Annotated in this window: 21 protein-coding genes; 9 read left to right on the top strand and 12 right to left on the bottom strand. The window is 67.9% G+C overall.

The window, feature by feature from the left end:
• Positions 1-91: 91 nt before the first annotated feature.
• From WA675_RS13540 to dnaA, 7 genes are all read right to left on the bottom strand, one after another.
• Positions 92-1075, bottom strand: coding sequence for a DUF3566 domain-containing protein (locus tag WA675_RS13540; protein WP_336084614.1), 984 nt, complete (start codon positions 1073-1075; stop codon positions 92-94).
• Between the two features lie 39 nt (positions 1076-1114).
• Positions 1115-3625, bottom strand: coding sequence for a DNA gyrase subunit A (gene gyrA, locus WA675_RS13535; RefSeq protein WP_336084613.1), 2511 nt, complete (start codon positions 3623-3625; stop codon positions 1115-1117).
• A gap of 88 nt (positions 3626-3713) precedes the next feature.
• The gene (gene gyrB, locus WA675_RS13530) at positions 3714-5747 is read right to left on the bottom strand and encodes a DNA topoisomerase (ATP-hydrolyzing) subunit B (protein ID WP_336084612.1); all 2034 of its coding nucleotides are present in this window, start codon (positions 5745-5747) and stop codon (positions 3714-3716) included.
• Positions 5748-6163: 416 nt separating this feature from the next.
• The gene (locus WA675_RS13525; RefSeq protein WP_336084611.1) at positions 6164-6700 is read right to left on the bottom strand and encodes a DUF721 family protein; all 537 of its coding nucleotides are present in this window, start codon (positions 6698-6700) and stop codon (positions 6164-6166) included.
• 139 nt (positions 6701-6839) lie between these two features.
• Complete coding sequence (recF, locus tag WA675_RS13520) at positions 6840-8036, bottom strand: DNA replication/repair protein RecF (protein WP_336084610.1); 1197 nt, start codon at positions 8034-8036, stop codon at positions 6840-6842.
• 24 nt (positions 8037-8060) lie between these two features.
• On the bottom strand, positions 8061-9230 hold the full coding sequence (dnaN, locus tag WA675_RS13515) for a DNA polymerase III subunit beta (protein ID WP_336084609.1): 1170 nt from the start codon (positions 9228-9230) through the stop codon (positions 8061-8063).
• 783 nt (positions 9231-10013) lie between these two features.
• Positions 10014-12188 (bottom strand): chromosomal replication initiator protein DnaA, encoded by a 2175-nt coding sequence (gene dnaA, locus WA675_RS13510; protein ID WP_336084608.1) that lies wholly within the window; start codon positions 12186-12188, stop codon positions 10014-10016.
• A gap of 499 nt (positions 12189-12687) precedes the next feature.
• Here dnaA and rpmH point away from each other — a divergent pair, with 499 nt between their 5' ends.
• The 9 genes from rpmH (at position 12688) to WA675_RS13465 (ending at position 19381) form a co-directional block, all read left to right on the top strand.
• The gene (rpmH, locus tag WA675_RS13505) at positions 12688-12831 is read left to right on the top strand and encodes a 50S ribosomal protein L34 (protein ID WP_005516618.1); all 144 of its coding nucleotides are present in this window, start codon (positions 12688-12690) and stop codon (positions 12829-12831) included.
• A gap of 22 nt (positions 12832-12853) precedes the next feature.
• Positions 12854-13270, top strand: coding sequence for a ribonuclease P protein component (gene rnpA, locus WA675_RS13500; RefSeq protein ID WP_336084607.1), 417 nt, complete (start codon positions 12854-12856; stop codon positions 13268-13270).
• On the top strand, positions 13270-13569 hold the full coding sequence (gene yidD, locus WA675_RS13495) for a membrane protein insertion efficiency factor YidD (protein WP_336084606.1): 300 nt from the start codon (positions 13270-13272) through the stop codon (positions 13567-13569). Before rnpA ends, yidD begins: the two co-directional genes overlap by 1 nt.
• Before the next feature lie 4 nt (positions 13570-13573).
• Positions 13574-14647, top strand: a complete 1074-nt coding sequence (yidC, locus tag WA675_RS13490) for a membrane protein insertase YidC (RefSeq protein ID WP_336084605.1) — start codon at positions 13574-13576, stop codon at positions 14645-14647.
• Between the two features lie 24 nt (positions 14648-14671).
• Positions 14672-15205, top strand: a complete 534-nt coding sequence (locus WA675_RS13485; RefSeq protein ID WP_336084604.1) for a Jag family protein — start codon at positions 14672-14674, stop codon at positions 15203-15205.
• A 91-nt stretch (positions 15206-15296) separates the two neighbouring features.
• Positions 15297-16052, top strand: coding sequence for a 16S rRNA (guanine(527)-N(7))-methyltransferase RsmG (rsmG, locus tag WA675_RS13480; protein WP_336084603.1), 756 nt, complete (start codon positions 15297-15299; stop codon positions 16050-16052).
• A gap of 456 nt (positions 16053-16508) precedes the next feature.
• Entirely contained in the window at positions 16509-17504 is a 996-nt protein-coding gene (locus WA675_RS13475; protein WP_336084602.1) for a ParA family protein, read from the top strand.
• Positions 17505-17536: 32 nt separating this feature from the next.
• On the top strand, positions 17537-18580 hold the full coding sequence (locus WA675_RS13470) for a ParB/RepB/Spo0J family partition protein (protein WP_336084601.1): 1044 nt from the start codon (positions 17537-17539) through the stop codon (positions 18578-18580).
• Between the two features lie 78 nt (positions 18581-18658).
• Complete coding sequence (locus tag WA675_RS13465) at positions 18659-19381, top strand: GNAT family N-acetyltransferase (protein ID WP_336084600.1); 723 nt, start codon at positions 18659-18661, stop codon at positions 19379-19381.
• A gap of 63 nt (positions 19382-19444) precedes the next feature.
• On the opposite strand, the gene WA675_RS13460 is transcribed toward WA675_RS13465, so the two are convergent.
• From WA675_RS13460 to sigM, 5 genes are all read right to left on the bottom strand, one after another.
• Entirely contained in the window at positions 19445-20638 is a 1194-nt protein-coding gene (locus WA675_RS13460; protein ID WP_336084599.1) for an N-acetylmuramoyl-L-alanine amidase, read from the bottom strand.
• A 138-nt stretch (positions 20639-20776) separates the two neighbouring features.
• Entirely contained in the window at positions 20777-21109 is a 333-nt protein-coding gene (trxA, locus tag WA675_RS13455; protein ID WP_336084598.1) for a thioredoxin, read from the bottom strand.
• Positions 21110-21134: 25 nt separating this feature from the next.
• Positions 21135-22109 carry a thioredoxin-disulfide reductase gene (gene trxB / locus WA675_RS13450; protein ID WP_336084597.1) on the bottom strand — a complete coding sequence of 325 codons (975 nt, stop codon included), beginning with the start codon at positions 22107-22109 and terminating at the stop codon, positions 21135-21137.
• Positions 22110-22204: 95 nt separating this feature from the next.
• Positions 22205-23014 (bottom strand): hypothetical protein, encoded by an 810-nt coding sequence (locus WA675_RS13445; RefSeq protein ID WP_336084596.1) that lies wholly within the window; start codon positions 23012-23014, stop codon positions 22205-22207.
• A gap of 84 nt (positions 23015-23098) precedes the next feature.
• Positions 23099-23683, bottom strand: coding sequence for an RNA polymerase sigma factor SigM (sigM, locus tag WA675_RS13440; RefSeq protein WP_336084946.1), 585 nt, complete (start codon positions 23681-23683; stop codon positions 23099-23101).
• Between the last annotated feature and the right edge of the window lie 262 nt (positions 23684-23945).

Below are 23945 nucleotides of genomic sequence, written 5' to 3'. Positions count from 1 at the left end.
ACGAGACTACCCCACTGCCCCACCGAGTACCAAAACGGCCGGTCAAACCCGGTTTCCCGGGCCTGACCGGCCGTGTGCGGCGAAGCGGTGACTAGTCCGGATCGGCCAGGGTCACCTGGATGCCGCCGACCAGATCGCAGCACTGGTTGTAGATGAACACCCCGACCGTGGCCAGCGCGGTGAACAGCACCACGTTGATCAGGCCGATCACCCCGGCGTAGCCGAAGATGGTGCCCGCGTCGATCAGGCTCGACGAGCTGCTGCCCTCGGAGTTGAGCATCTCGCCCAGCGAGTTGTCGAGGTTGTCCCACACGCCCATACCGGCCAGCACGATGTAGAGCAGGCCGACCGCGACCATCCACACGAAGAACAGCGCCACGCTGATCACCAGGGTGATCTTCAGCGTCGACCACGGGTCGATCCGGCGGATCTGCACGGTCGCGCGTAGCGGCTCGCCCGACGCGGCGGCCGCGATGGCCACCGGCGCCGCCGGGGAGACCGAACCCGCGGCCGCGACCCTGGCGCTGGGCCCCGGCTGGGACGGCACCTGGGCCATCGGCAGCCCCGCGGGCACGGGCGGCGCGTCCGGGGTGGGATGGCGCACCTCGGACAGGTCCGGCATGTCCTTGACCAGCTCGGGCCGCGCGATGCTGCGGGTCGGCCCGTCGATCCCGACCGACTTCACCATCGCCGCTTCCTTGCGCGCCGCCTTGGCCGCCAGGTCGGCGGTGGTGCGGGCGTTGGAGGCGCCGCTGCCCTTGAGGCCACCGCCGCCCGAGGACGCGGGCGCGGGCGAGGACGGCCTGCCCTGGCTCGGCGACTCGCCGGGCCGGTACAGGTTGGACTGCGGCTCACGCTGCGGCAGCTGGGCCCACCCGTCCTGGTAGGGCGATTTGCTGCCCTTCCCGTTGTCGAACGATTCGCCACCGGCGGCACCGGACTCCGGCGCCGGGGCGCCTTCGCCCTGGCCGCCCTGGCGTGGGATCGGCCGCGGCTGGATCGGAGACGAGGCGACCCGCTCGGTGACGCCGTTGGTCTGGTTCCGATCGTCGTTCGACTGATTCGGTGTGGTCAATGGAATCCTCAGATCCGTTCGTTGCCGCCGCTGGTTGGGTTATTGCTCCGAAGCCGCGTCGCCGGAGAGCTGGTCGGGATCGGGCTCGTCGGCGTTGCGCGCGATCGCTAGCAAGGTATCGCCATCCGCGAGGTTCATCAATCGCACGCCCTTGGTCTGGCGTCCAGCTTTCCGGACTTGCTTGGCAGCGGTGCGGATGACGCCACCACTGGATGTGATCGCGTACAACTCGTCCTCGTCGTCGACGATGAGCGCTCCCACCAGGCTGCCACGCTTGGGATCGTATTGGATTGTCAATACGCCTTTTCCACCCCGGCCCTGAGCGGTGTACTCCTCGATCGCGGTGCGCTTGGCGTAGCCGCCCGCGGTCGCGACCAGCAGATAGGTGCCCTCGCGCACGACATTGAGCGAGAGCAGCTCGTCGTCGGCGTTGAACCGCATGCCCTGCACACCGGAGGTGGCCCGGCCCATCGGCCGCAGCGCCTCGTCGGTGGCCGCGAAGCGGATGGACTGGCCGTGCGCCGAGACCAGCAGCAGGTCGTCGTCGGCCGAGCACAGCACCGCGCCGACCAGCTCGTCGTCATCGCGCAGGTTCACCGCGACGATGCCGCCGGAACGGTTCGAGTCGAAATCGGTGAGCTTGGATTTCTTCACCAGGCCCGCGCGTGTCGCGAGCACCAGGTACGGCGCGTCCTCGTAGGTCTTGAGCTGGATGATCTGGGCGATCTTCTCATCCGGCTGGAAGGCCAGCAGGTTGGCCACGTGCTGGCCGCGCGCGGTGCGGTTGGCCTCGGGCAGCTCGTAGGCCTTGGCCCGGTAGACCCGGCCCTTGTTGGTGAAGAACAGCAGCCAGTCGTGGGTGGAGGAGACGAAGAAGTGCTTGACGATGTCGTCCTGCTTGAGCCCCGCGCCCATCACGCCCTTGCCGCCGCGCTTCTGCGAGCGGTACAGGTCGGTCTTGGTGCGCTTGGCGTAGCCGGTCTCGGTGATCGTGACGACCACGTCCTCGCGGGCGATCAGGTCCTCGTCGGCCACGTCGCCGTCGGCGGCGATGATCCGGGTGCGCCGGTCGTCGCCGTACTTCTCGACGATCTCGGCCAGCTCGTCACGCACGATCGCGCGCTGCCGCTCCGGCTTCTCCAGGATGTCCTTGTAATCGGCGATCTCGAGCTCGATCTTGGCCAGATCGTCGACGATCTTCTGCCGCTCCAGCGCCGAGAGGCGGCGCAGCTGCATGTCCAGGATGGCGGTGGACTGGATCTCGTCGATGTCGAGCAGGTCCATCAGGCCGGTGCGCGCGGTGTCGGTGTTGGCCGAGCGGCGGATCAGCGCGATGACCTCGTCGAGCATGTCCAGCGCCTTGACCAGGCCGCGCAGGATGTGGGCCCGCTCCTCGGCCTTGCGCAGCAGGTAGCGGGTGCGCCGCACGATGACGTCCAACTGGTGCTCGACGTAGTAGCGGATCATCTGATCCAGGCGCAGCGTGCGCGGCACCCCGTCGACGATCGAGAGCATGTTGGCGCCGAAGCTGGTCTGCAGCTGGGTGTGCTTGTACAGGTTGTTCAGCACGACCTTGGCGACCGCGTCGCGCTTGACCGTCACCACGATGCGCATGCCCGCGCGGTCCGAGGACTCGTCGTGGATATCGGAGATGCCCGCGATCTTGCCGTCCTTCACCTGCTCCGCGATGGAGTTGATGAAGTTGTCGGTATTGACCTGGTAGGGCAGCTCGGTGATGACGATCTGGGTCTGCCCCCGGCTGCCCTCCTCGATCTCCACCACACCGCGCATGCGGATGGAACCGCGGCCGGTGGTGTAGGCGTCGTGGATGCCCTGGCTGCCCACGATCAGGCCGTGCGTCGGGAAGTCCGGGCCCTTGACCCGCTCCATGCAGGCGGCCAGCGTGGATTCCTCGTCGGCGTCGAAGTTCTCCAGCGCCCAGTAGATGGCCTCGGCCAGCTCATTGAGGTTGTGCGGCGGGATATTGGTGGCCATGCCGACCGCGATGCCGTTGCTGCCGTTCATCAGCAGCGCGGGCACGCGCGCGGGCAGCACGGTCGGCTCCTGCGAGCGACCGTCGTAGTTGGGGACGAAATCGACCGTCTCGTGGTCGATCTCGCGCAGCATCTCCATCGCCAGCGGGGTCAGGCGGCACTCGGTGTAGCGCATGGCGGCCGCGCCGTCGTTGCCGCGCGAACCGAAGTTGCCCTGGCCGTCGACCAGCGGATAGCGCAGCGACCAGGGCTGGGCCATGCGCACGAGGGTGTCGTAGATCGACGAGTCACCGTGCGGGTGGTAGTTACCCATGGTCTCGGCGACCGGGCGCGCCGACTTCACGTAACCGCGGTCGGGACGGTAGCCGTTGTCGTACATCGCGTAGAGCACGCGGCGGTGCACCGGCTTGAGGCCGTCACGCACGTCGGGCAGCGCGCGGCCGACGATCACGCTCATCGCGTAATCGATGTAGCTGGACTGCATTTCGTTCTGGATGTCGACCGGTTCGATCCGGTCGCCTGCGCCGCCGTTCGGGGGCAGTGTGGTCTCAGTCATGAAGGGGTCTCCGTAAAAAGGCTCGGGGGGCAGCTGCGGTGGCGGGCAGGGGTTAGGGGTTCGATTCCCCTAACCCCCACTTCGCCGGCTAAACGTCGAGGAAGCGGACGTCCTTGGCATTGCGGGTGATGAAGCTGCGACGCGCCTCGACGTCCTCGCCCATCAGCACCGAGAACAGCTCGTCGGCCGCGGCGGCGTCGTCGAGCGTCACCTGACGAAGCACCCGCACCGACGGGTCCATGGTGGTTTCCCACAGCTCCTTGGCGTTCATCTCGCCCAGACCCTTGTAGCGCTGGACGCCGTCGTCCTTGTTGATCTTCTTGCCCGCGGCCAGACCGGCCTCGAGCAGGCCGTCGCGCTCGCGGTCGGAGTAGGCGAACTCCGGCTCGCTGCGCTGCCACTTGAGCTTGTAGAGCGGCGGCTGGGCCAGGTACACGTGGCCGTGCTCGATGAGCGGGCGCATGAACCGGAACAGCAGCGTGAGCAGCAGGGTGGAGATGTGCTGGCCGTCGACGTCGGCGTCGGCCATCAGCACGATCTTGTGATACCGCAGCTTGGCGATGTCGAACTCGTCGTGGATGCCGGTGCCGAAGGCGGTGATGATCGACTGGACCTCGTTGTTCTTGAGGACGCGATCGATGCGGGCCTTCTCGACGTTGATGATCTTGCCGCGCAGCGGCAGGATCGCCTGGTACATCGAGTCGCGGCCGGACTTGGCCGAGCCACCGGCGGAGTCACCCTCGACGATGTAGATCTCGGACTTGCTCGGGTCCTTGGACCGGCAGTCGGCCAGCTTGCCCGGCAGCCCGCCCAGGTCGGTGGCCGACTTGCGGCGCACCAGCTCACGCGCCTTGCGCGCGGCCACGCGGGCCTGCGCGGAGGACACCGCCTTCTGCACGATGGTCTTGGCGTCGGCCGGGTTGGCCTCGAACCAGTGCGTCAGGTGCTCGTTGCAGGCGCGCTGCACGAACGACTTGACCTCGGTGTTGCCCAGCTTGGTCTTGGTCTGGCCCTCGAACTGCGGCTCGCCGACCTTGACGCTCACGATGGCGGCCAGGCCCTCGCGAATGTCGTCACCGGTGAGGTTGCCGTCCTTCTCCTTGAGGAGCTTCTTCTCCTTGGCGTACTTGTTGACCACCGTGGTCAGCGCCGCGCGGAAGCCCTCTTCGTGGGTGCCGCCCTCGTGGGTGTTGATGGTGTTGGCGAAGGTGTGCACCGACTCGGAGTAGCCCGAGTTCCACTGCATCGCGACCTCGAGCTCGTGGCCGGTGCCCTTGCCGGTGAAGCCGACCACCGAGTTGTGGATGGCGGTCTTGGTGCGGTTGATGTGGCGCACGAAGTCGACCAGGCCACCCGGGTAGTGGTAGGTGCGGGTCTTGACCTTCGGCTCGGCCGGGGCCTCGACGCCGTCCTCGGCGTGCTTGGGCGCCTCGGCGGTCTCGCTGACGACCTCGTCGGTGACGTCGGATTCGCTGACCCGCTCGTCGGTGAGGGTGATGGTCAGGCCCTTGTTGAGGAAGGCCATCTCCTGCAGGCGGCGCGCGACCGTCTCGAAGTTGTAGGTGGTGGTCTCGAAGATGTCCGGATCGGCCCAGAACCGGATGGTGGTACCGGTGCGCTTGGTCGGCTCGCCCTGGATGAGCTTGCCCGGCTTGGCGTCCTTGTAGACCTGGGTCCAGTGGTAGCCGTCGTTGTCGATCTCGGCTTCCAGCTTGCTCGACAGCGCGTTGACCACCGAGATACCGACACCGTGCAGACCACCGGAGACGGCGTAGGAGTCGGAGTCGAACTTGCCGCCCGCGTGCAGCTGGGTCATGACGACCTCGACGGTCGGGATGCCCTGGGCGTGCATCCCGGTGGGGATACCGCGGCCGTCGTCGACGACCTCCACGCCACCGTCGGCCAGCAGGGTCACATCGACGCGGCTGGCGTAGCCCGCCATCGCCTCGTCGACCGAGTTGTCCACAACCTCCCAGATGAGGTGGTGCAGACCGCGCTCGCCGGTGGAACCGATGTACATACCGGGGCGTTTGCGTACCGCCTCGAGACCTTCGAGGACCGTGATGGAGGAGGCACCGTAGCCCTGCTTGTCGCCCGATGCGTTGGAATCGTTGGCAGCCACTTGTCGGTAGCTCTCCTTACTTGCTGATCCCTGGCGCCGGGCAGCACACGAGCGGCTGCACAGCACGCGCCGAGGGTTCGCCGCTGGTTACGTCACCATCCTACTGGTAAGCCCAACTTACAGTGCACCTACGACACCCCTGACGACGCCGTGAATGCAAGAAATCGATCCACGCCGGGATGTTTCCGCCACTCAGAGGATTTTGCCGGTCGTGGGAGCGAATAGGGTCGCGTCCGGACCTCGCCGCGGAGGCGCCCGTTGCCGACCCGGCCACCCCACCGCGTCCGTGCCGGTGCGCGCGCAGCCGGAAGGCCGCTCCGACCGGCGGGTCTATCCACAGGTTTGTTCACATGTCCACAGGGTTGTGAGCCGAGAGTCGTGCTCGCGCAAAGGATCTCGGGACGGTCACCGATCGGCTACCCGTAGGTGTCGCGCGGGCCACGGCCCTTGATGTGGCGTTCACCTTTGCGCCAGCTCGGCGCGGCCGGACCGGTGATGCGCAGCTGGGTGACCACGCCCTGACCGACCGCGGCAGCGATCTTGGCCAGGATCTGGCCCTGCAGCATCCGCAACTGGGTGGCCCATGCGGTGGACTCGGCGGCGATCTTGAGAACCCCGCCCTCCAGCGTCACCGGCGTGGCGTGCGCGGCGATGTCCTCCCCGACCACCCCGGCCCAGCGGCCGAACACCATGCCCTCGGCCACCTTGCCCGACCAGCCACGACTCTTCGCGATCGAGCCGGTGAGCGCGGACAGCAGCTGGGGATCACGCGGATCGGGACCGGCGCCGGACCAGCCGCTGCGCCGCCGTCCGCCCGCGCGCAGCTTGCGCACCGGCGAGGCCCGCCCCTGCCCGACCGACTTGCCGTTGGCCTTGGCCGCGGCCCTGGCCTCCTCCAGTGCCCGGCGCGCCAGATCGATCCCGCGCAGCTCCGGGGCCGGTTCGTCGTGCACGGGTTGTCCGCCTTCCGGGTCGCTGGGGGCCGAGTGTGCACAGAGTCTACGCCGGGGCACCGACAGCGACCGGTGTGCGCCGACGCGGCATATGTCCAGGATGTTGCCGGTTTTCCACAGGCCTTGTTGATAACTATCGTTACCTGTGCATATCTTCTGGCTCGGTGACCGGCTCGGTGACGATCCGTGACACCCGTTGATCGGCCTCGCCGGTGGTCTGCACCCGCAGCGGCTCGGCGGCCAGCTCCGGTGGCACATCCTCGGCAACCGCGGCCGTGATCAGCACCTGCTCGGCCCCGGCGGCCACCTCGGCCAGCGCGGTACGCCTGCGCCGGTCCAGTTCGGCGAACACGTCGTCGAGCAGTAGCACCGGCTCGGTGCCCGCGCTGCGCAGCAGTTCGAACGAAGCCAGCCGCAGCGCCAGCGCGAACGACCAGGACTCGCCGTGGCTGGCGAAGCCCTTGGCAGGCGCGCTGCCAAGCAGGAGGTCCAGGTCGTCGCGGTGCGGGCCGACCAGGCACACCCCGCGATCGAGTTCCTTGCTCCGGGCGGCGGCCAGTTCGCTGAGCACGATCGCGTGCAGGCGGGTCACGTCGTCGTCCTCTGGCACGCGCGCGGGATCGAGCAGATCCGGCGGCAGATACCCCGAGCGGTAAACGATTGCGGCGGGCCGTGATTCGGGCGCGATCGACCGATACGACTGCGCCAGAAAGGGATACAGGTCGTGCACCAGCCGCAGCCGCTGGGCCAGCAACACCGCGGCGTGCTCGGCCAGATGCCCGTCCCACACATCCAGGGTGCTCAGATCGGCACGCGAACGCAGCTGGCGCCCAGCGGTTTTCAACAGGGCAGAGCGCTGGCGCAGCACCTTGTCGTAGTCGGCGCGCACCCCGGCCAGCCTGGGCAGCCGGGCTGTGCACAACTCATCGAGGAAGCGCCGCCGCTCCCCCGGGTCGCCGCGCACCAGCGCCAGATCCTCCGGCGCGAACAGCACGGTCTGCAGAATCCCGAGGATCTCCCTGGACCGGCGCACCGGCGAGCGATTGATCTGCGCGCGATTGGCGCTGCCCGCCTTGAGCTCCACATCCACCCGCAGCTCGCGGCCCAGGTTCACCACGGTGGCCCCGATCCGCGCCTGGGTGGCGCCCATCCGGATCAGCGGGGCATCGGCGGAGACGCGGTGCGAGCCGAGGGTGGCCAGGTAGCCGACCGCCTCGAGCAGGTTGGTCTTGCCGTTGCCGTTGGACCCCAGCAGCACCGTGCGCCCTGGGGACAACTCCAGTTCGGCGTGCTCCCACGACCGGAAATCACGGACCGACAGCGCACGGATGAACATGCCGGGTTACGCGGGCGGGCCGGGTCAGCCGGGCAGCCGGACCGGCATCAACAGGTAGATGTACTGGCTCTCCAGCGCCGCGAACGCCCCGGACTCGAGCACCTTGGGCTCCTCGTCAGAGGCGGGCAGCAGCACAGCGGGACGGCTGGGGGTGGTGAACCCGAAGGTGACCCGCTCGGCGTGCAGCGCGGACAGGCCCTCGGTCAGGTAGCCGGGGTTGAACGCGATGGTCAGCGGCTCGCCGCGGAAATCGGCCTCCAGCCATTCCTCGGCGCGGCCCGCGTCGTCCCCACCCGCCGACAGCAGCACGCCGTCTGTGGAGAACTCCAGGCGCACCTGGGCACCGCGCTCGGCCACCAGGGCCACGCGCTTGATGGCCTCCGACAGCGCCGCAACGGGCAGCGTGGCGATCGAGGTGTGCTCCTTGGGGAGCAACTGGCGGAACTTGGGGAATTCGGCGTCCAGCAGGCGCGTGGTGGTGCGCCTGCCCGCGTTGACGATGCCGAGCAGTCCGTCGCCGCCACTGCCCAGCGACAGCTGCACGGGCGCCTCGGCGGCACCGAGGGTCTTGGCGGCCTCCGACAGCGTGCGCGCGGGGATGAGCACCGCGGTCTCGATATCGGGGCGGGTGGGCTGCCACTGCAGGTGACGCACGGCCAGGCGGAAGCGGTCGGTGGCGGCCAGCACCACGTCGTTGCCCTCGATCTCCACCCGGATACCGGTGAGCATGGGCAGGGTGTCGTCGCGACCGGCGGCGACCGCGACCTGGCCGACCGCCTCGCCGAAGACATCCACACCCAGTTCCCCGGTCTGCTGGGGAACCTCGGGCAGCTGGGGATAATCCTCGACCGGCATGGTCGGCAGGGAGAACTTGGCACTACCGCAGGCGATGAGCACGCGGGTGCCGTCGACGGAGACGTCCACCGGCTTGTTCGACAGCGCCTTGGTGATGTCGGCGAGCAGGCGGCCCGAGACCAGCACCTGGCCGGGACCGGCGACCTCGGCGGCCACCCGCATCTGCGCGGAGACCTCGTAGTCGAAGCCGGAGACCGTCAGGCCGTTCTCGTCGGCCACCAGCAGCACACCGCCGAGGACGGGCACCGGGGGCCGGGACGGGAGGCTGCGTGCCACCCAGGCCACCGACTCGGCGAAATCCTCTCGGGCGACCCGAAACTTCATGCTCGCAAGCTCCATCGCCCGATGTGTCCTCTCCGAGTGTCGAATCCGTGTGCGGGTGTATCAGCGGAGTTGAGGTGCTGCGTCGACCGCGCACTGAGTCTCGCACAACCGGCCGACAACCAAACGGTACCCGGACAACGCGTGAAGTCCGCACCGACCCTCCCGGCGGATCCCGGCCCGTCCGGCCACCCCTCTCCTCCTTGCCTGCCTGTGAGTGGAGCACCGACCGAGCCGAGCTTCCCGATCCGAGTTTCCACACACCCTGTTTTCAAGAGATCTCTCTAAGAATGAGAACTGAAGTAGTAATAGGCACTGTGGAATCTGTGGACTTCCGCCGAATCCCCAGGTCAGACGGCACGTCGGGATGGGGATGGCCGTGGAGTGACTCGAGGATGAATCGGAGCCGCCTGTGGACGGCGAAAGTTGTCCCAGATCCATCCTCGAGTTGTCCTCGAGTTGTTCCACCGGATTCACCCTGTTGTTCACATGCGGGGGCAGGCTGGTGGCAACCCCGTGGATTCCTCGAGGACTCCACAGGGATTCCTCGAGGAATCCCCAGGGCTGATTCGGCTGCCGCGCAGGTCAGCGCGCTGGTGAGCCTGTGAGCGGAGCGACCTGTGCACGATGTGGACAACTCCCTGTGGGTGGATTCTCCCCACGTCATCCCCAGGCCCTGTGTGTGAACCGGTGCACAACCGGTGGATTCCTCGAGGATTCCACAGGGATTCCTCGAGGAATCCACAGGGCAAAAAAGAACACCGCCCCAGGTCAGGGCGGTGTTCACGGGTGTGGATGAAATCAGCGCGAGCGCTGCTTGATCCGGGCTGTGAGTTCTTGGACCTGGTCGTAGACCCGGCGCCGCTCGGTCATCTCCTTGCGCACCTTCTTCTCCGCGTACATCACCGTGGTGTGGTCGCGGCCGAAGGCCTGGCCGATCTTGGGCAGCGACAGATCGGTGAGCTCGCGGCACAGGTACATGGCGATCTGCCGGGCCTGCGCCAGCGGCCGCGCTTTACCGGGGCCGGTGAGCTCCTCGAGCGTGGTGTTGAAGTACTCGGCGGTGACGGCCATGATCGTGGCCGCGTTGATCTCGAGCGCCGCGGTGTCGGGCATGAGATCGCGCAGCACCACCTCGGCCAGCGACAGATCCAGCGGCTGACCGTTGAGCGAGGCGAAGGCCGTCACCCGGATGAGCGCGCCCTCGAGCTCGCGGATATTGCGCTCGACCCGGCTGGCGATGAGCTCGAGCACGTCGTGCGGCACGTCGAGCCGGTCCATCCGCGCCTTCTTGCGCAGAATCGCGATGCGGGTCTCCAGCTCGGGCGGCTGCACATCGGTGATCAGGCCCCACTCGAAGCGGGTGCGCAGGCGTTCCTCCAGCGTGGCCAGCTGCTTGGGCGGGCGATCGGAGGACACCACGATCTGCTTGTTGGCGTTGTGCAGGGTGTTGAAGGTGTGGAAGAACTCCTCCTGGATGCCTTCCTTGCCCTCGATGAACTGGATGTCGTCGACCAGCAGGATGTCGGTCTCGCGGTAGCGGCGCTTGAACGCGACCTTGCGGTCGTCGCGCAGGCTGTTGATGAAGTCGTTGGTGAACTCCTCGGTGGAGACGTACTTCACCCGCATCCCGGGAAACAGCCGCTGGGCGTAGTGCCCGGCCGCGTGCAGCAGGTGCGTCTTGCCCAATCCCGAAGCGCCCCAGACGAACAGTGGGTTGTAGGCGCGCGCGGGTGCCTCGGCGATGGCCACCGCGGCGGCATGCGCGAAGCGGTTGGACGCGCCGATGACGAAGGTCTCGAAGGTGTACTTGGCGTTCAGGCTGGCCGAGGACGAGGGCTGCGGCGGCGCCTCGGGCGACTTGCTGAAATAGGTCGGCCAGTTGTTGCGGGCGTCGACCACCGGCTCGTCGTCGGTGGGCTCGGCGCCGGGCTGACCGGGGAACGGGGTATCCGGCACGGCCTCGACGGGCGCGTCCTCGACCCGCGCGCTGACCGGCTCCTCGGCCGGGCGGGCGCGGGCAGGCGCGCGCTGCGGCGGCGGATCCGGGGTGAACAGCGACTCCTGGCCGGGCGGGATGTGCTCGCGGCGCGGCGAACCACCCTGCTCGCGGCGCGCGGGCGCCGCGGGTTCGGCGACCCGCTGTTCGGGGCGCCCGCCACGGAACTCCCCGCGTCCACCGAACTCGCCACCGGCGAAGTCGGGAACGGGATAGGGCGCGGTCGGCTCGTAGTCGGTGCCGGGGAACTCCCCGCGCTCGGCCGGATATTCGCCGCCCTTGTAGTCCGCGGCCTGCTGATAGTCCTGCTGCGGCTGGTATTCGCCCTGCTGGTACTCGCTCTGCTGGTAGTCCGGCTGCTGCTGGTACTCCGATTCGGCCGGGTACTCGCGATGCCCCGGGTAGTCCTGGCGCTCGCCGTACTCGGCGGCCTGGCCGGGGTACTCGCCGCGGCCGCCGTAGCCGGTGGCGTAGTCGCCGCCCTGGGGATATTCGGGCGCGGACTGATACTCGAACTCGCTCGTCCCGTAGCGCGGCCTGCCGTACTCCCCGCGCGCGGCGTAATCGGGAACGCTGAAATCCGGGCCGGGGTAGCCAGCGGGCGGGCGGGTCTGCTCGCGCGGGCGCTCGGGCCTGCTGGTCATCCTGGCGTGCCGGGGCGAACTGCCCGACCGCTCCCCCGCGGTCGGGATCGGTGCGGCGATGCGCACGCCGAGTCCTTCCACCTGCGGGCCGAGCCTGCGGCCCAGCGAGCGCAGGATGGGTTCGCGCAGATCGCGCTCGATCGCTTCCTGGGCCAGTGAGGAGGGAACCGACAGCAACGCGAAACCCTGGGCGACGGTCAGCGGCTTGACCAGTTTCAGCCACGCCTGCTGGGCGCGACTGACCGCGGGAATGGCGCCGTCGGCCGAACCGGTGGTGAGTTCGGCAACAACTTCCGGCCATACTGTGGCCAGCACGTTCTGCTCGTCATCCATGCGGAGTCCTCCCCGGACCGGTTCGTTGGAGCACCGAATATGCCACTCCGGCCGTTTATCCACACAATTATCCACAGATGTGGACAAACCTGGGGATAGGGGGAATCTGCCAGCGTGTGGCAGTGAATGGGGCTGGACCTGCGGTTCTGCAGCAATCGCCCGGCTACAGAGGCTAGCTGGCCAAGGCGCAGAAGGCCAGAGGTGTGGAAGAACTCACGAAAAGTGTCGCGGATGCGCCGTTTCCGCCGGGCGTGTCGAGCGCCGCAGCGTGGCGAACAGCCGAGGTCGGGCCGGGCGCGGGGCACTGGGGGCCGAGTTTGACCCGGTGTAGCGGTATCAGTACCCTCAGACAGTCACCCCTTGGCGCGGTGGCGGCTCTGTGCTGCACGTCGATCGCCAAGGCAATCTGCGCGTAGACCGCGGTCCGCTGCGCAGAGATCCGAATCACCGAAAACTTCGGGTGCCTGACCGGTGCCCACCAACTCGAGGAGTGTTGACCGTGGCCAAGGGCAAGCGGACGTTCCAGCCGAACAACCGTCGTCGGGCGCGCGTGCACGGCTTCCGCCTCCGGATGCGCACCCGTGCGGGTCGCGCCATCGTTTCGGCGCGCCGCCGTAAGGGCCGTGCCGAACTGACTGCCTGATCGCGCGTAGTCGGACGCTCGGGTGTTGCCTGAGCCGTATCGGTTGCACCACCGTGCCGAATTCTCCCGCACGGTGCGCCGCGGTCAGCGAATCGGGAGGCGAGATCTCGTCGTACACGCGTTCACGCATACGTACGACGAGATCGCCGATGCCGATTCCCTGGTCCGCGTAGGCGGTCCGCGGTTCGGGCTGATTGTCAGCAAGGCGGTGGGTAACGCGGTGGTTCGCCACCGGGTGGCCCGCCGCCTGCGTCATATGTGTGGCCAGGTGGTCGACGAGATCCCGGCTGGCACGGATGTGGTGATCCGGGCACTGCCCGGTGCGGCCACCGCCGATTCCACCGAGTTGCTGCGCCAGCTGCGCACCGGACTGCGCAAGCTGGGCTTGCGGCAGGCGCCGGAGCCCGCGCTCGGACGCACCTCGGCCGGTGCGCGGTGATGCGCACCCTCACCCGGCTACCCGCCAACGCGCTGATCTTCCTGATCGAGCTGTACCGGACCTATGTCTCCCCCACCCGGATGCCGATCTGCCGCTTCACCCCCACCTGCAGCGAGTACGCGGTCACCGCTCTGCGGACGCGCGGCCTGCTGGTCGGATCGGTACTGACGGTCGTGCGCCTGGCCAAATGCGCACCCTGGCACCCTGGAGGGTGGGATCCCGTGCCGGAGCGCGGGTCGAATGCCTTCACCAAGTCATCGCCCGCGCTGATCGGCGATACGAACGACGGGAGTACCTAGAGCCGTGCTCGACATCATCTATTGGCCGGTATCCGCGATTCTGTGGTTCTGGCACAAGGCCTTCGGCTTCGTGTTCGGAGCCGATAGCGGAGTGGCCTGGACCCTTGCCATCGTCTTCCTGGTCTTCACGCTGCGGCTCGTGCTGTACAAGCCGTTCGTCAAGCAGGTGCGGACCACCAAGCAGATGCAGGAGCTGCAGCCCCAGATCAAGGAGCTGCAGAAGAAGTACAAGAACGACCGCGAGACCATGGCGCGGGAGATGCAGAAGCTCCAGAAGGAGCACGGCTTCAACCCGCTGATGGGCTGTCTGCCGGTGCTGGTGCAGGTGCCGGTCTTCCTCGGTCTGTTCCACGTGCTGCGTTCGTTCAACCGCACCGGTCACGGATTCGGTCAGCTCGGCCTCTCGGCGGAGGAAAACGCCAATATCGGCAACTACATCTTCTCGGCGACCGACGTCCAGTCCTTCCTGAGCGCCCGCATCTTCGGCGCGCCGATCGCCGCGTTCATCACCGCGCCGACCAACGAGCTGGCGGCCTTCGCGGAGTGGGGCGGCACGCCCACCCGGCTGAGCATCGCGCTCGTCGCGATTCCGCTGATGATCATCGCCGGTGTGGCGACCCACTTCAACGCGCGCGCCTCGGTGCAGCGCCAGACGCCGGAGGCCGCGGCCAACCCGCAGGCCGCCATCATGAACAAGCTGTCGCTGTGGGTCTTCCCGCTCGGCGTCATGGTCGGTGGTCCGTTCCTGATGATCGGCATCCTGATCTACTGGGTGGCCAACAACATCTGGACCTACGGTCAGCAGCATTTGGTGTTCGGCCGGATGGAGAAGGAAGAGGCCGAGAAGAAGGCCAAGAAGCTGGAGCAGCGGGCGCAGAACGCGCCCAAGCCCGGCGTGAAGCCGGTCGACGTCCGCAAGAAGCAGGACGCCGCGGTCGCCGACGACTCCTCGGCGAACGGCAGTGCCGCGACCAACGGCACCCCCAAGCAGTCGGCCAAGCAGGGCGGCCAGCGCAGGCCCGGCGGGCAGAAGCGGCCGGGCAACCGCGGCCGCGCGAACCAGAAGCGTAAGCGCTGAGTGGCGACCAGATAGAGGAATCCAATGACTGTTGAGACCGAGACCGACGGAGGGGACGCCACTGTGGCGACGAGTGTTGACGTCGTGAACGACGCCGAAGAAGCGTTGATCGAAGAGGGCGAGATCGCCGGCGACTACCTCGAGCAGCTGCTGGACGTGCTCGACTTCGACGGCGATATCGACCTCGATGTCGAGGGCGATCGCGCCATCGTGAGCATCGACGGCGGCCGTGATCTGACCAAGCTCGTCGGCCGCAACGGCGAGGTGCTCGACGCGTTGCAGGAGCTGACCCGGCTGGCCGTGCAGCAGGCGACCGGCGTGCGCAGCCGCCTGATGCTCGATGTGGCCGGGTGGCGCGCGCAGCGTCGCGCCGACCTGAGCGCGCTCGGCGTGGCCGCGGCCAAGCGGGTGCTGGAGTCGGGCAAGCCCGAGGCGCTGTCGGCCATGACCCCGTTCGAGCGCAAGATCGTGCACGACGCCGTCGCCGATATCGAGGGCGTCGCCAGCGAGAGCGAAGGCGTGGAGCCGAATCGTCACGTGGTGGTCGTGCCCGAGTAGGCTGACTTCCGCCGCGACCACGATTGCTGTGGGTAGGGCCTCCGGTCTCGGACCGGGGGCCTTATTCATGCCCGATGCTCCACTCGGAAGGATGTTTCACGTGGAACGAGAACTGGGTGCGCTGTCCGCCGAACTGGAACCGCCCGCCGTTGCCGCCCGGGTGTTCGGCGACCGCCTGGACCTCGCGCGCCGCTACTGCGCGGCGCTGGCCACCGCCGGGGTGGAGCGCGGGCTGATCGGCCCCCGCGAGGTGCCTCGCCTGTGGGAGCGCCACATTCTCAACTGTGCGGTCGTCGGGGAGCTGATCGACGAGGGTGCGTCGGTCGTCGACATCGGCAGCGGTGCCGGGCTGCCCGGTATCCCCCTCGCCATCGCCCGCCCGGATCTGCGGATCACTCTGGTCGAACCGCTGCTGCGCCGCACTGTGTTCCTCAGCGAGTTCATCGAGGACGCGGGTCTCGAGGTGCGAGTGGTCCGTGGGCGCGCCGAGCAGTCCGGGGTGATCAAGGAAGCGGGTGGCGCGGATGTCGTCACCTCGCGCGCGGTGGCTCCGCTGGCCAAGCTCGCGCACTGGTCGCTCCCCCTGCTCCGGGACCACGGCCGGATGCTCGCGCTCAAGGGAACCAGTGCCGCCGAAGAACTCGAACGCGATGGCGCCGAGCTGATCCGGGACGGCGCGACCGATCTGCGCGTGGTCGGGTGCGGCGCGGGGATCGTCGAGATCCCGACCCTGGTGATCAGCGCGGAGCTACTCCCCCGCGCCGAGCGTCCGACGCGTCGCGCGGGACGTAAGGCGGCCGGGGCCGAGAAGAAGGCGCGCAAGGGTCGGGAGTCGGGAACCGACTGATTTCCCTCGTGCTCGCGGATTCGCCATTTTCGTAACGTGACAAAATCTCCCGAGGGTGGTTGCCTAGGCCGCTGCATCGCGAAATTTGGTTGATGAGCCGGGGAGTCGTAAGGCGTCCGTGAGACCGGTGCTCCGTGAACGGTTTCCGGATGCGGGTCGCTCGTGTTTCACGTGGAACGCGCGTCCGGTGTGCACCGAATTCGTGCCGACCCCGTCCCCCTGTTTCCCGTGAAACAACGCTCCGGAAAGCGGAATTCGACACAGTTGGGCGTGTCCTTCTCGCCGTGCCGCGATTCAGCTTTCCTAACTGTCGTAGTGCTGGCAAGCTGTTCACAGTCGGGCGTGAGCGTCTGCCCCACGGTGATGTGGACGATGCCGCGCCGAACGTTTGTGATGACACGGCGCCGACGCTCGGTCGGGTTCGTGATCTGAAGTTTCTCGGGTTAGGAGCTGTCTATGTCGAGCGGTCCGGCGAATGTTTCACGGGAAACAGCGTCGCGGGTCCCGGGGATGCTGGATTCCAGCAGCTTCGACGCGGAGACGTTCGGGAACACTCCTTTCGGGAACATCTCCCCGGCCGAGACCCCGATCGCGGCGGAAGCGCAACGCGCCAGCCAGATTCTGCATCCAGGAAAGGTCACTGTGCCGAAACCCCGCGAGCAACGGATCATCACCATCGCCAACCAGAAGGGCGGCGTCGGTAAGACGACGACGACGGTCAATCTCGCCGCTGCGCTAGCGCATCAGGGCATGACGGTCCTCGTCGTCGATCTCGATCCGCAGGGCAACGCGAGTACGGCGCTGGGCGTCGCGCACCACTCCGGTGTGCCGTCCAGTTACGAGTTGCTGATCGGTGAGGTGAAGGTCAAGGACGCGATCCAGCAGAGCCCGCACAGTGAGCGGCTGCTGTGTGTGCCCGCCACCATCGACCTCGCCGGTGCCGAGATCGAACTGGTGTCGATGGTCGCCCGCGAGGGCCGGTTGAAGACGGCGATCCACGAGGCGGCCATCGCTGGCTACGACATCGATTACGTCCTGATCGACTGCCCGCCCTCCCTCGGCCTGCTCACCGTCAACGCGCTCGTGGCGGCCAAGGAGGTGCTGATCCCGATCCAGTGCGAGTACTACGCGCTGGAGGGTGTCGGCCAGTTGCTCCGCAATATCGGGCTGGTGCAGTCGCATCTCAACCCCGAACTCCACGTGTCGACCGTGCTGCTCACCATGTACGACGGCCGCACCAAGCTGGCCGACCAGGTCGCCGAAGAGGTGCGCAACCACTTCGGCGACGTGGTGCTGAAGTCGATGATCCCGCGCAGTGTGAAGGTTTCGGAGGCGCCGGGCTACGGGATGACCGTGCTCGATTACGATCCGGGTTCTCGCGGCGCCATGAGCTACATGGACGCGGGTCGCGAATTGGCGAGCCGCGCTCAGCTCGCGCAAGACGCGTCGTAGTTGTGTTGGAACGAGGAAGGGATCGGTAGCCGATGAGTCAGGCGAAAAAGGGCGGTCTCGGTCGCGGGTTGGCCGCACTGATCCCGACGGGTCCGGCCTCGACGCCGGGGCTCAGCAGTGCCGCGGCGAGCGTGATCGGCATCAACCCGATCGGTCCGCAGCCCGCGGAGGCATTCCTGCATCGCGTCCCGGATGCCGAACCGGAGCCGGAGGCCGCCACCGAGCCGGAGGCCGAGCTGGTCTCCCCCGGCGACGCCGTCTACCGCGAGATCCCGGCCGACCAGATCGTGCCGAACCCGAAGCAGCCGCGCACGGTCTTCGAGGAAGAGGCGCTGGCCGAGCTGGTGCACTCCATCCGCGAGTTCGGGCTCATGCAGCCGATCGTGGTGCGGCGCGTCGATCCGGGTGTCGACAAGTTCCAGTTGGTCATGGGCGAGCGGCGCTGGCGCGCCTGCCAGGAAGCCGGGCTGGAGACCATCCCGGCGATCATCCGCGACACCGCCGACGGCTCGATGCTGCGCGACGCGCTGCTCGAGAACATCCACCGCGTGCAGCTGAACCCGCTCGAAGAGGCGGCCGCCTATCAGCAGCTGCTCGACGAATTCGATGTCACGCATGAGGAACTGGCTTCGCGAATCGGCCGCTCCCGACCCGTCGTGACGAATATGATTCGACTGCTGAAGCTGCCGATTCCGGTGCAGCGTCGGGTGGCGGCCGGAGTTCTCTCGGCCGGTCATGCCCGGGCGCTGCTGGGGCTGGATGCCGGAGCCGACGCACAGGAAGTGTTGGCGGCGCGGATCGTCGCCGAGGGACTATCGGTGCGAGCCACCGAAGAAGCGGTGACGCTCGCCAACCGCAACCCCTCGGACGTCGCTCCCCCGACGCCGAAGCGCAAGCCGATTCACATGCCGGGTCTGCAGGAAGTGGCCGAGCGGCTGTCGGGTTCCTACGACACTCGCGTCACCGTCAGCCTCGGTAAGCGTAAGGGCAAGATCGTAGTGGAGTTCGGCTCCGTCGAAGATCTCGAGCGCATTGTGGCGCTGATGGAGCAAGCAGGCCCTGAAACGTCACTGTGACGAGAGAGACGGCATTACTGTGGATAGTGATGTGGCGTGAGCGTGGACGAATCGGATAGCTGGAGGCTGAGCAGAGCAGTGTCGACCAGCGTCACGGCATTGACCCTCGACGGACTCGATCGGCTCCCGGCACACACCCGGCGGTGTGTGTTCTGGGAGCTCGATCCGGCCGTCGCGGCCGACTCGCACGCTTTCAGTGATCCGGTGTTCGAAAAGGAAGCCTGGCTCTCGACGGTCATGCTCGAGTGGGGCTCGTGCGGCCAGGTGGCGCAGGTCGACAACAATATCGCCGGTTGCGCGCTGTACTCGCCGCCGAGCGCGGTGCCGCGGTCGTCGCTGTTCCCCACCTCCCCCGTGAGCCCGGACGCGGTCCTGCTGACCACGCTGCAGGCCGAATTCCCCTACGACGAGGCCGATGTAGCCCACCGGCTGGTTCAGGCCGTGGTGGCCGATCTGGTGCGTCGTGGCGTGCGGGCGCTGGAGGCGTTCGGGATTCGCAGCGGCCCGCCGACCAGCTCGCTGGCCGATCGCGGCCTCGGCTCGTCGATGCGGTTGATGGAACGGATCGCGGCACCGCTGCGCGACCCGGCCGCCGCCACCCAGTGCACGCCCGAAACCTGCATGATCGACGCCGATTTCCTCACCGATGTCGGCTTCGAGGTGGTGGCACCGCACCACCGCTTCCCCCGGCTGCGGCTCGAACTCGATTCCGACCACGGCTGGAAGGAAGACGTCGAGCACGCGCTGGACCAGCTCCTCGCCCAGGCACAGCTGCGACTGGTGACAACCGGGCAATCCTAGGAATCAGAAAGAAGGGCCCCCGCGGGAAATTCCGCGGGGGCCCTTCTTCGTAGTCGGAGAACGTCAGACGCGCGGGGCCGGGACGTTGCCGGTTTCCGCGGCGGCCAACTCCTCGGCGAGCAGCTCGGCGAAGGTGTAGGTGCCGGTGGGCTGGTCGTCTTGGCCGAGCAGGTAGAGCCGCTTGACCGAGATGAGGATGGCTTCGGCGATCACATCGCGCATGCGCGGGTTGGTGAGCACCGAGGCGTCGTACTCGTTGGTGAGGTAGCCCAGGTCGACCTGCACGGTCGGCATCTTGGTGAGCCGCAGCAGATCCCAGGTGCGCTGATGGGTCCGGCAGTCCTGCACCGAGGTGCGGGCGACGACCTCGCGCTGGATGAACCCGGCCAGCACCTGGCCGATCATCGACACCGAGCCGTGCGAGTTGCCGAAGTAGAACCCGGCCACGCCCTTGGCGGACGGGTTGTCGCTGGTGGCGCAGCGCAGCGAGATCATCAGGTCGGCGTCGAAGGCGTTGGAGGTGTCGGCGCGCTCGGCGTCGGTGGGGTTGGCGCCCCAGGGCCGGGACAGGAAGGTCTCCATGCCGGTGGCGGCCATCCGGCCCTCCAGCCGGGAGGCCAGATCCCACAGGATCTCCGACTCGTAGACATCACCGAACTCCGTCGGCACCGCGAAACCCTTGTCGGCGCCGCCGAATCCGGGATCGATGACGATCCGCTTGCCGGTGAGCTGCGGCCCCGCCCGGTGCACCACCTCTTCCTCGGCGATGCGGTGCGGGTTGCCGCCGGTGACGCGCGCGCCGAGCAGATCCAGCGAGCGCAGCGTGTCGGGCCCGCAGATGCCGTCGGCGGACAGGCCGATCTCGCGCTGGAAGGCGCTGAGCCCCTCGTGGGTGTGCGGGCCGAAATAGCCGTCGACCCGGTAGACGTAGAAGCCGAGGTCCTGCAGCTTGCGCTGCAGGGTGGCCACGTCGTCACCGTAGAGCGGGGCGGACAGCTGGTAGATCAGCGTGCGGGCACCCAGGCGGTAGGAAGCTTCCTTCAGCGCGCGATAGGTGGCCGGACCGACCACGCCGTCGACGAGCAGGCCGCGCTGCTGCTGGAACGCGCGCACCGACGAATCGAGCGGGCGGTCGAACACCGCGTCGGTGTCCTTCCAGGAGTCACCGTGCGGCGAATGCAGGAAACCGAGGCTGGCGAGGGTGCTCCGAACCTCTGCGACGGCTGGTCCTGAATCGCCGTGACGAAGTCGGTGCATGCGTGATAGCCCTTTCCTTCGGCCGGAGCGTCGCCTCGATTGTCTCAGACCCGGGGACTATAACGGGAATCCCCGGGTCCAGGCATCCTACGGCGCGTCGGCCGGTAGGAGGTGCTTTTGTCAGATGCCGTCAGGCGCTCAGATGAGGCCCTCGAGCTCGCGCAGCAGCGCCGCCTTGCCCTTGGCGCCGACGATCTGCTTCACCGGCTTGCCGCCCTGGAACAGGATCATCGTCGGCAACGACAGGATCTGGTAGTCGCGCGCGGTGCCGGGGTTGGCCTCGGTGTCGATCTTGGCGATCGTCAGCTTCTCGGCGTGGGTGCCCGCGATCTCCTCCAGCACGGGGGCGACCATCTTGCACGGGCCGCACCAGTCGGCCCAGAAGTCCACCAGGACCGGCTTTTCGCTGAGCAGCACATCGTCGGCGAAGGACTGGTCGGTCACGGTGATGGTGTTGGCGCTGTCGGCCATGGGGTTCTCCTTGCTGGGGGTGGAACTAGTTTGCCGAGCCGTCGGCGTTGGCGAGGGTGTTCGCGGTGATGTCACCCTGCTCGGCGAGCCAGCGCTCGGCGTCGATCGCGGCGCGGCAGCCGGTGCCCGCGGCGGTGATCGCCTGCCGGTAGGTGTGGTCGACCAGGTCGCCCGCGGCGAAGACACCGGCCACATCGGTGGCGGTACCCGGATCGCGCACCTGCACATAGCCTTCCGCGTCCAGCGTGACCTGGCCCTTGACCAGTTCGCTGCGCGGGTCGTGGCCGATGGCGACGAACAGGCCGGTGGCGGCGAGCTCGGACTCCTCGCCGGTGCGGGTGTCGCGCAGGGTCAGGCTGCTGACGCTGTTCTCGCCGTTGACCTTCACGACCTCGGCGTTGAGTACGAACTTGATCTTCTCGTTGGCCTTGGCACGCTCGAGCATGATCCGCGAGGCGCGGAACTCCTCGCGGCGGTGCACCACGGTGACGCTCGACGCGAACTTGGTGAGGAAGGTCGCCTCCTCCATCGCGGAGTCACCGCCGCCGACCACCACGATGTCCTGGCCCTTGAAGAAGAAGCCGTCGCAGGTGGCGCAGGCGCTCACGCCGCGGCCGAGCAGATCCTGCTCGCCCGGGACGTTCAGATAGCGTGCGGCCGAACCCATCGCGAGGATGACGGCGTAGGCCTCGAAGGTCTCCTCCCCCACGGTGACCTTCTTGATCGGGCCGGACAGGTCGATCGCGTCGACGTCCTCGGTGCGCAGGTCGGCGCCGAAACGCTTGGCCTGTTCACGCATCTGCTCCATCAGGTCGGGGCCCATGATGCCCTCGCGGAAGCCGGGGAAGTTCTCCACCTCGGTGGTGGTCATCAGGGCGCCACCGAACTGGGTGCCCTCGAACACCAGGGGCGCCAGTTCGGCGCGGGCGGCGTAGACGGCGGCCGTGTAGCCGGCGGGGCCCGATCCGACGATGATCAGGTCGCGAACTGGCGTGCTCATGGGGGCCTTCCGAAAGACGAGCTGGGGACGTGTCGGTCAACAACAGCCTAAACGGTGTTGTTCCCGGCGCGACGGGGCTCCCGCGACCCGCCGGATCAGCCGATGTCGCGCACGGCCAGCCGCTCGGGCGCGCCGGTACCACAGCCCGGGCCGACGACCAGCGCGGTAATGGTGGGCGCGGCCGGACCCTGCACCAGCACCAGCACCGCCTCGCCACCACGGAAGGTGATGCTCGACGCACCGAGCACCCCGCGATCGATCCCGTTGGCCTGGACACAGCGGGTCAGCGCCGCCTCGTCGGCCAGCGGGCCGCGCACATCGCGTTTGCCGAGCGCGCTGAGCGCGGCGGCGGTGGTGAGTTCGTCACCGGCCGGATCGGGGGCCGGTGCGGCGGTGGGGGTGCCGTCGGTGGTGTCCAGGGTGCTGAACACCGCGCCCGCTCCGCCCACCGCGACCACCACGGCGGCAGCGGCGGCCAGCAGACCCATCCGGCGCCGGGAGCGGGATCGATACTGCGCCAGCGAGACGGGGGCCTCGGGCGGTGCCGGTTGTGGCGCCGGACTCGGCCCGGCGGTGGTGAGCCGCTCGGTCGGACCGTCGTCTGGTTCGGCGGCGAGTGCGGCGGTGAGCCGTTCGGTGGGGCCCTCCCCCGCGTCGAGCTCGGCGACGAAGCGGAACATGCGGTCGGCCACGTCGTCGGGCATGCGGTGTAACACCCGGTCGTCGGAGCCCAGGGCGCGCAGGTGCGCGTTCACCTCGTCCAGGTCGTTCAGGTAGCGCAGCGCGTCGGGGTCGGTGCTGACCTGGGGCCACAGTTGCTCGCGGAGTTCGGGAGCGAGATTGTCGGCATGGAGATCGGCCAGCAGTTCCGACGGGAACGGCGGCTGCGGCACGGATCGGGCCACCCTCGCACCTCCCCTGTTCTGTCGATATCGGATCGCAGGATTTACATCGCTGACTTGTTCGTCACTGTTAATGACGCATCCCGACTAGATCCGGTTCCCTGGATCCCGGAAAAATTCCAAACGTTCTTGCAAACGTACGCGCGCTCGGGAGCATCTGCTCTTGATCGTGCCCTCCGCCACGCCGAGCGCCGCGGCGGTCTCGGCCACACTGCGGCCTTCCATCTCGGTCATCACCAGCGCCAGCCGCTGGTCCTCGGGCAGGGTGAACAGTGCCTCGGCGACCACCGTGGACAGCTCGTACTCGGCGAACTCGTCGCGCGGCTCGACGGCCTCGGGCATGGTGTCGGGGGTGATGGAGAAGGCGCGGCGGGTCTTGTTGCGCCGGATCCGGTCCAGGCAGGCGTTGACGACGATGGCGTGCAGCCAGCTGCGCACCTCGGCCTCGGCGCGGAACGAGCCCGCGGTGCGGTGCGCGGAGAGCAGGGCGTCCTGGAGTGAGTCGGCGGCGTCCTCGCGGCTGTAGGAGGTGCGCAGCGCGGTCTGCCAGAGATGGTCCTTGTGCCTGCGCAGCAGCTCGGCGAAGGCGTGTGGTGGCGCACCGGCCACATGCGCGGCCAGCAGCTGCTTGTCACTGCTGTTCTCGAGGAACGAGCGATCGCCGGGCGCGATCGACCGCGTTCTCCCCCCGCGGACTTGCTCGTTGACTTCCGGCGACAACACCTGACCCCTTGGACAGCGCTCATTACGGCGACTTCACGTCGGCGAACGAGGCCGAACCATCACCTGACTACACGCAACGTCCAGGATCGACGTCGACAGATCCTGGGTAGCTCCCTACGGGAGCGCGGTGGTGATCATATCGCCGATAACAATCGCGCACCAACCGGACCGCTGTTCGATTACCGCGGGCTCTCGATTTGGAAACATGCGC

This window comes from Nocardia sp. SSK8 (assembly GCF_037034205.1).
In the GTDB taxonomy this organism is placed as follows: Bacteria; Actinomycetota; Actinomycetes; order Mycobacteriales; family Mycobacteriaceae; genus Nocardia.
This window is presented reverse-complemented; position numbering and strand designations above follow the sequence as displayed.

What these genes read in the sequence shown, in the direction of transcription:
- trxB (WP_336084597.1), bottom strand. Translation starts at nt 22,109, where the DNA reads ATGAGCACGCCAGTTCGCGACCTGATCATCGTCGGATCGGGCCCCGCC.
- dnaN (WP_336084609.1), bottom strand. Translation starts at nt 9,230, where the DNA reads ATGGAGCTTGCGAGCATGAAGTTTCGGGTCGCCCGAGAGGATTTCGCC.
- WA675_RS13475 (WP_336084602.1), top strand. Translation starts at nt 16,509, where the DNA reads ATGTCGAGCGGTCCGGCGAATGTTTCACGGGAAACAGCGTCGCGGGTC.
- recF (WP_336084610.1), bottom strand. Translation starts at nt 8,036, where the DNA reads ATGTTCATCCGTGCGCTGTCGGTCCGTGATTTCCGGTCGTGGGAGCAC.
- WA675_RS13470 (WP_336084601.1), top strand. Translation starts at nt 17,537, where the DNA reads ATGAGTCAGGCGAAAAAGGGCGGTCTCGGTCGCGGGTTGGCCGCACTG.
- rsmG (WP_336084603.1), top strand. Translation starts at nt 15,297, where the DNA reads ATGTTTCACGTGGAACGAGAACTGGGTGCGCTGTCCGCCGAACTGGAA.
- WA675_RS13485 (WP_336084604.1), top strand. Translation starts at nt 14,672, where the DNA reads ATGACTGTTGAGACCGAGACCGACGGAGGGGACGCCACTGTGGCGACG.
- trxA (WP_336084598.1), bottom strand. Translation starts at nt 21,109, where the DNA reads ATGGCCGACAGCGCCAACACCATCACCGTGACCGACCAGTCCTTCGCC.
- gyrA (WP_336084613.1), bottom strand. Translation starts at nt 3,625, where the DNA reads ATGACTGAGACCACACTGCCCCCGAACGGCGGCGCAGGCGACCGGATC.
- dnaA (WP_336084608.1), bottom strand. Translation starts at nt 12,188, where the DNA reads ATGGATGACGAGCAGAACGTGCTGGCCACAGTATGGCCGGAAGTTGTT.
- yidD (WP_336084606.1), top strand. Translation starts at nt 13,270, where the DNA reads ATGCGCACCCTCACCCGGCTACCCGCCAACGCGCTGATCTTCCTGATC.
- WA675_RS13460 (WP_336084599.1), bottom strand. Translation starts at nt 20,638, where the DNA reads ATGCACCGACTTCGTCACGGCGATTCAGGACCAGCCGTCGCAGAGGTT.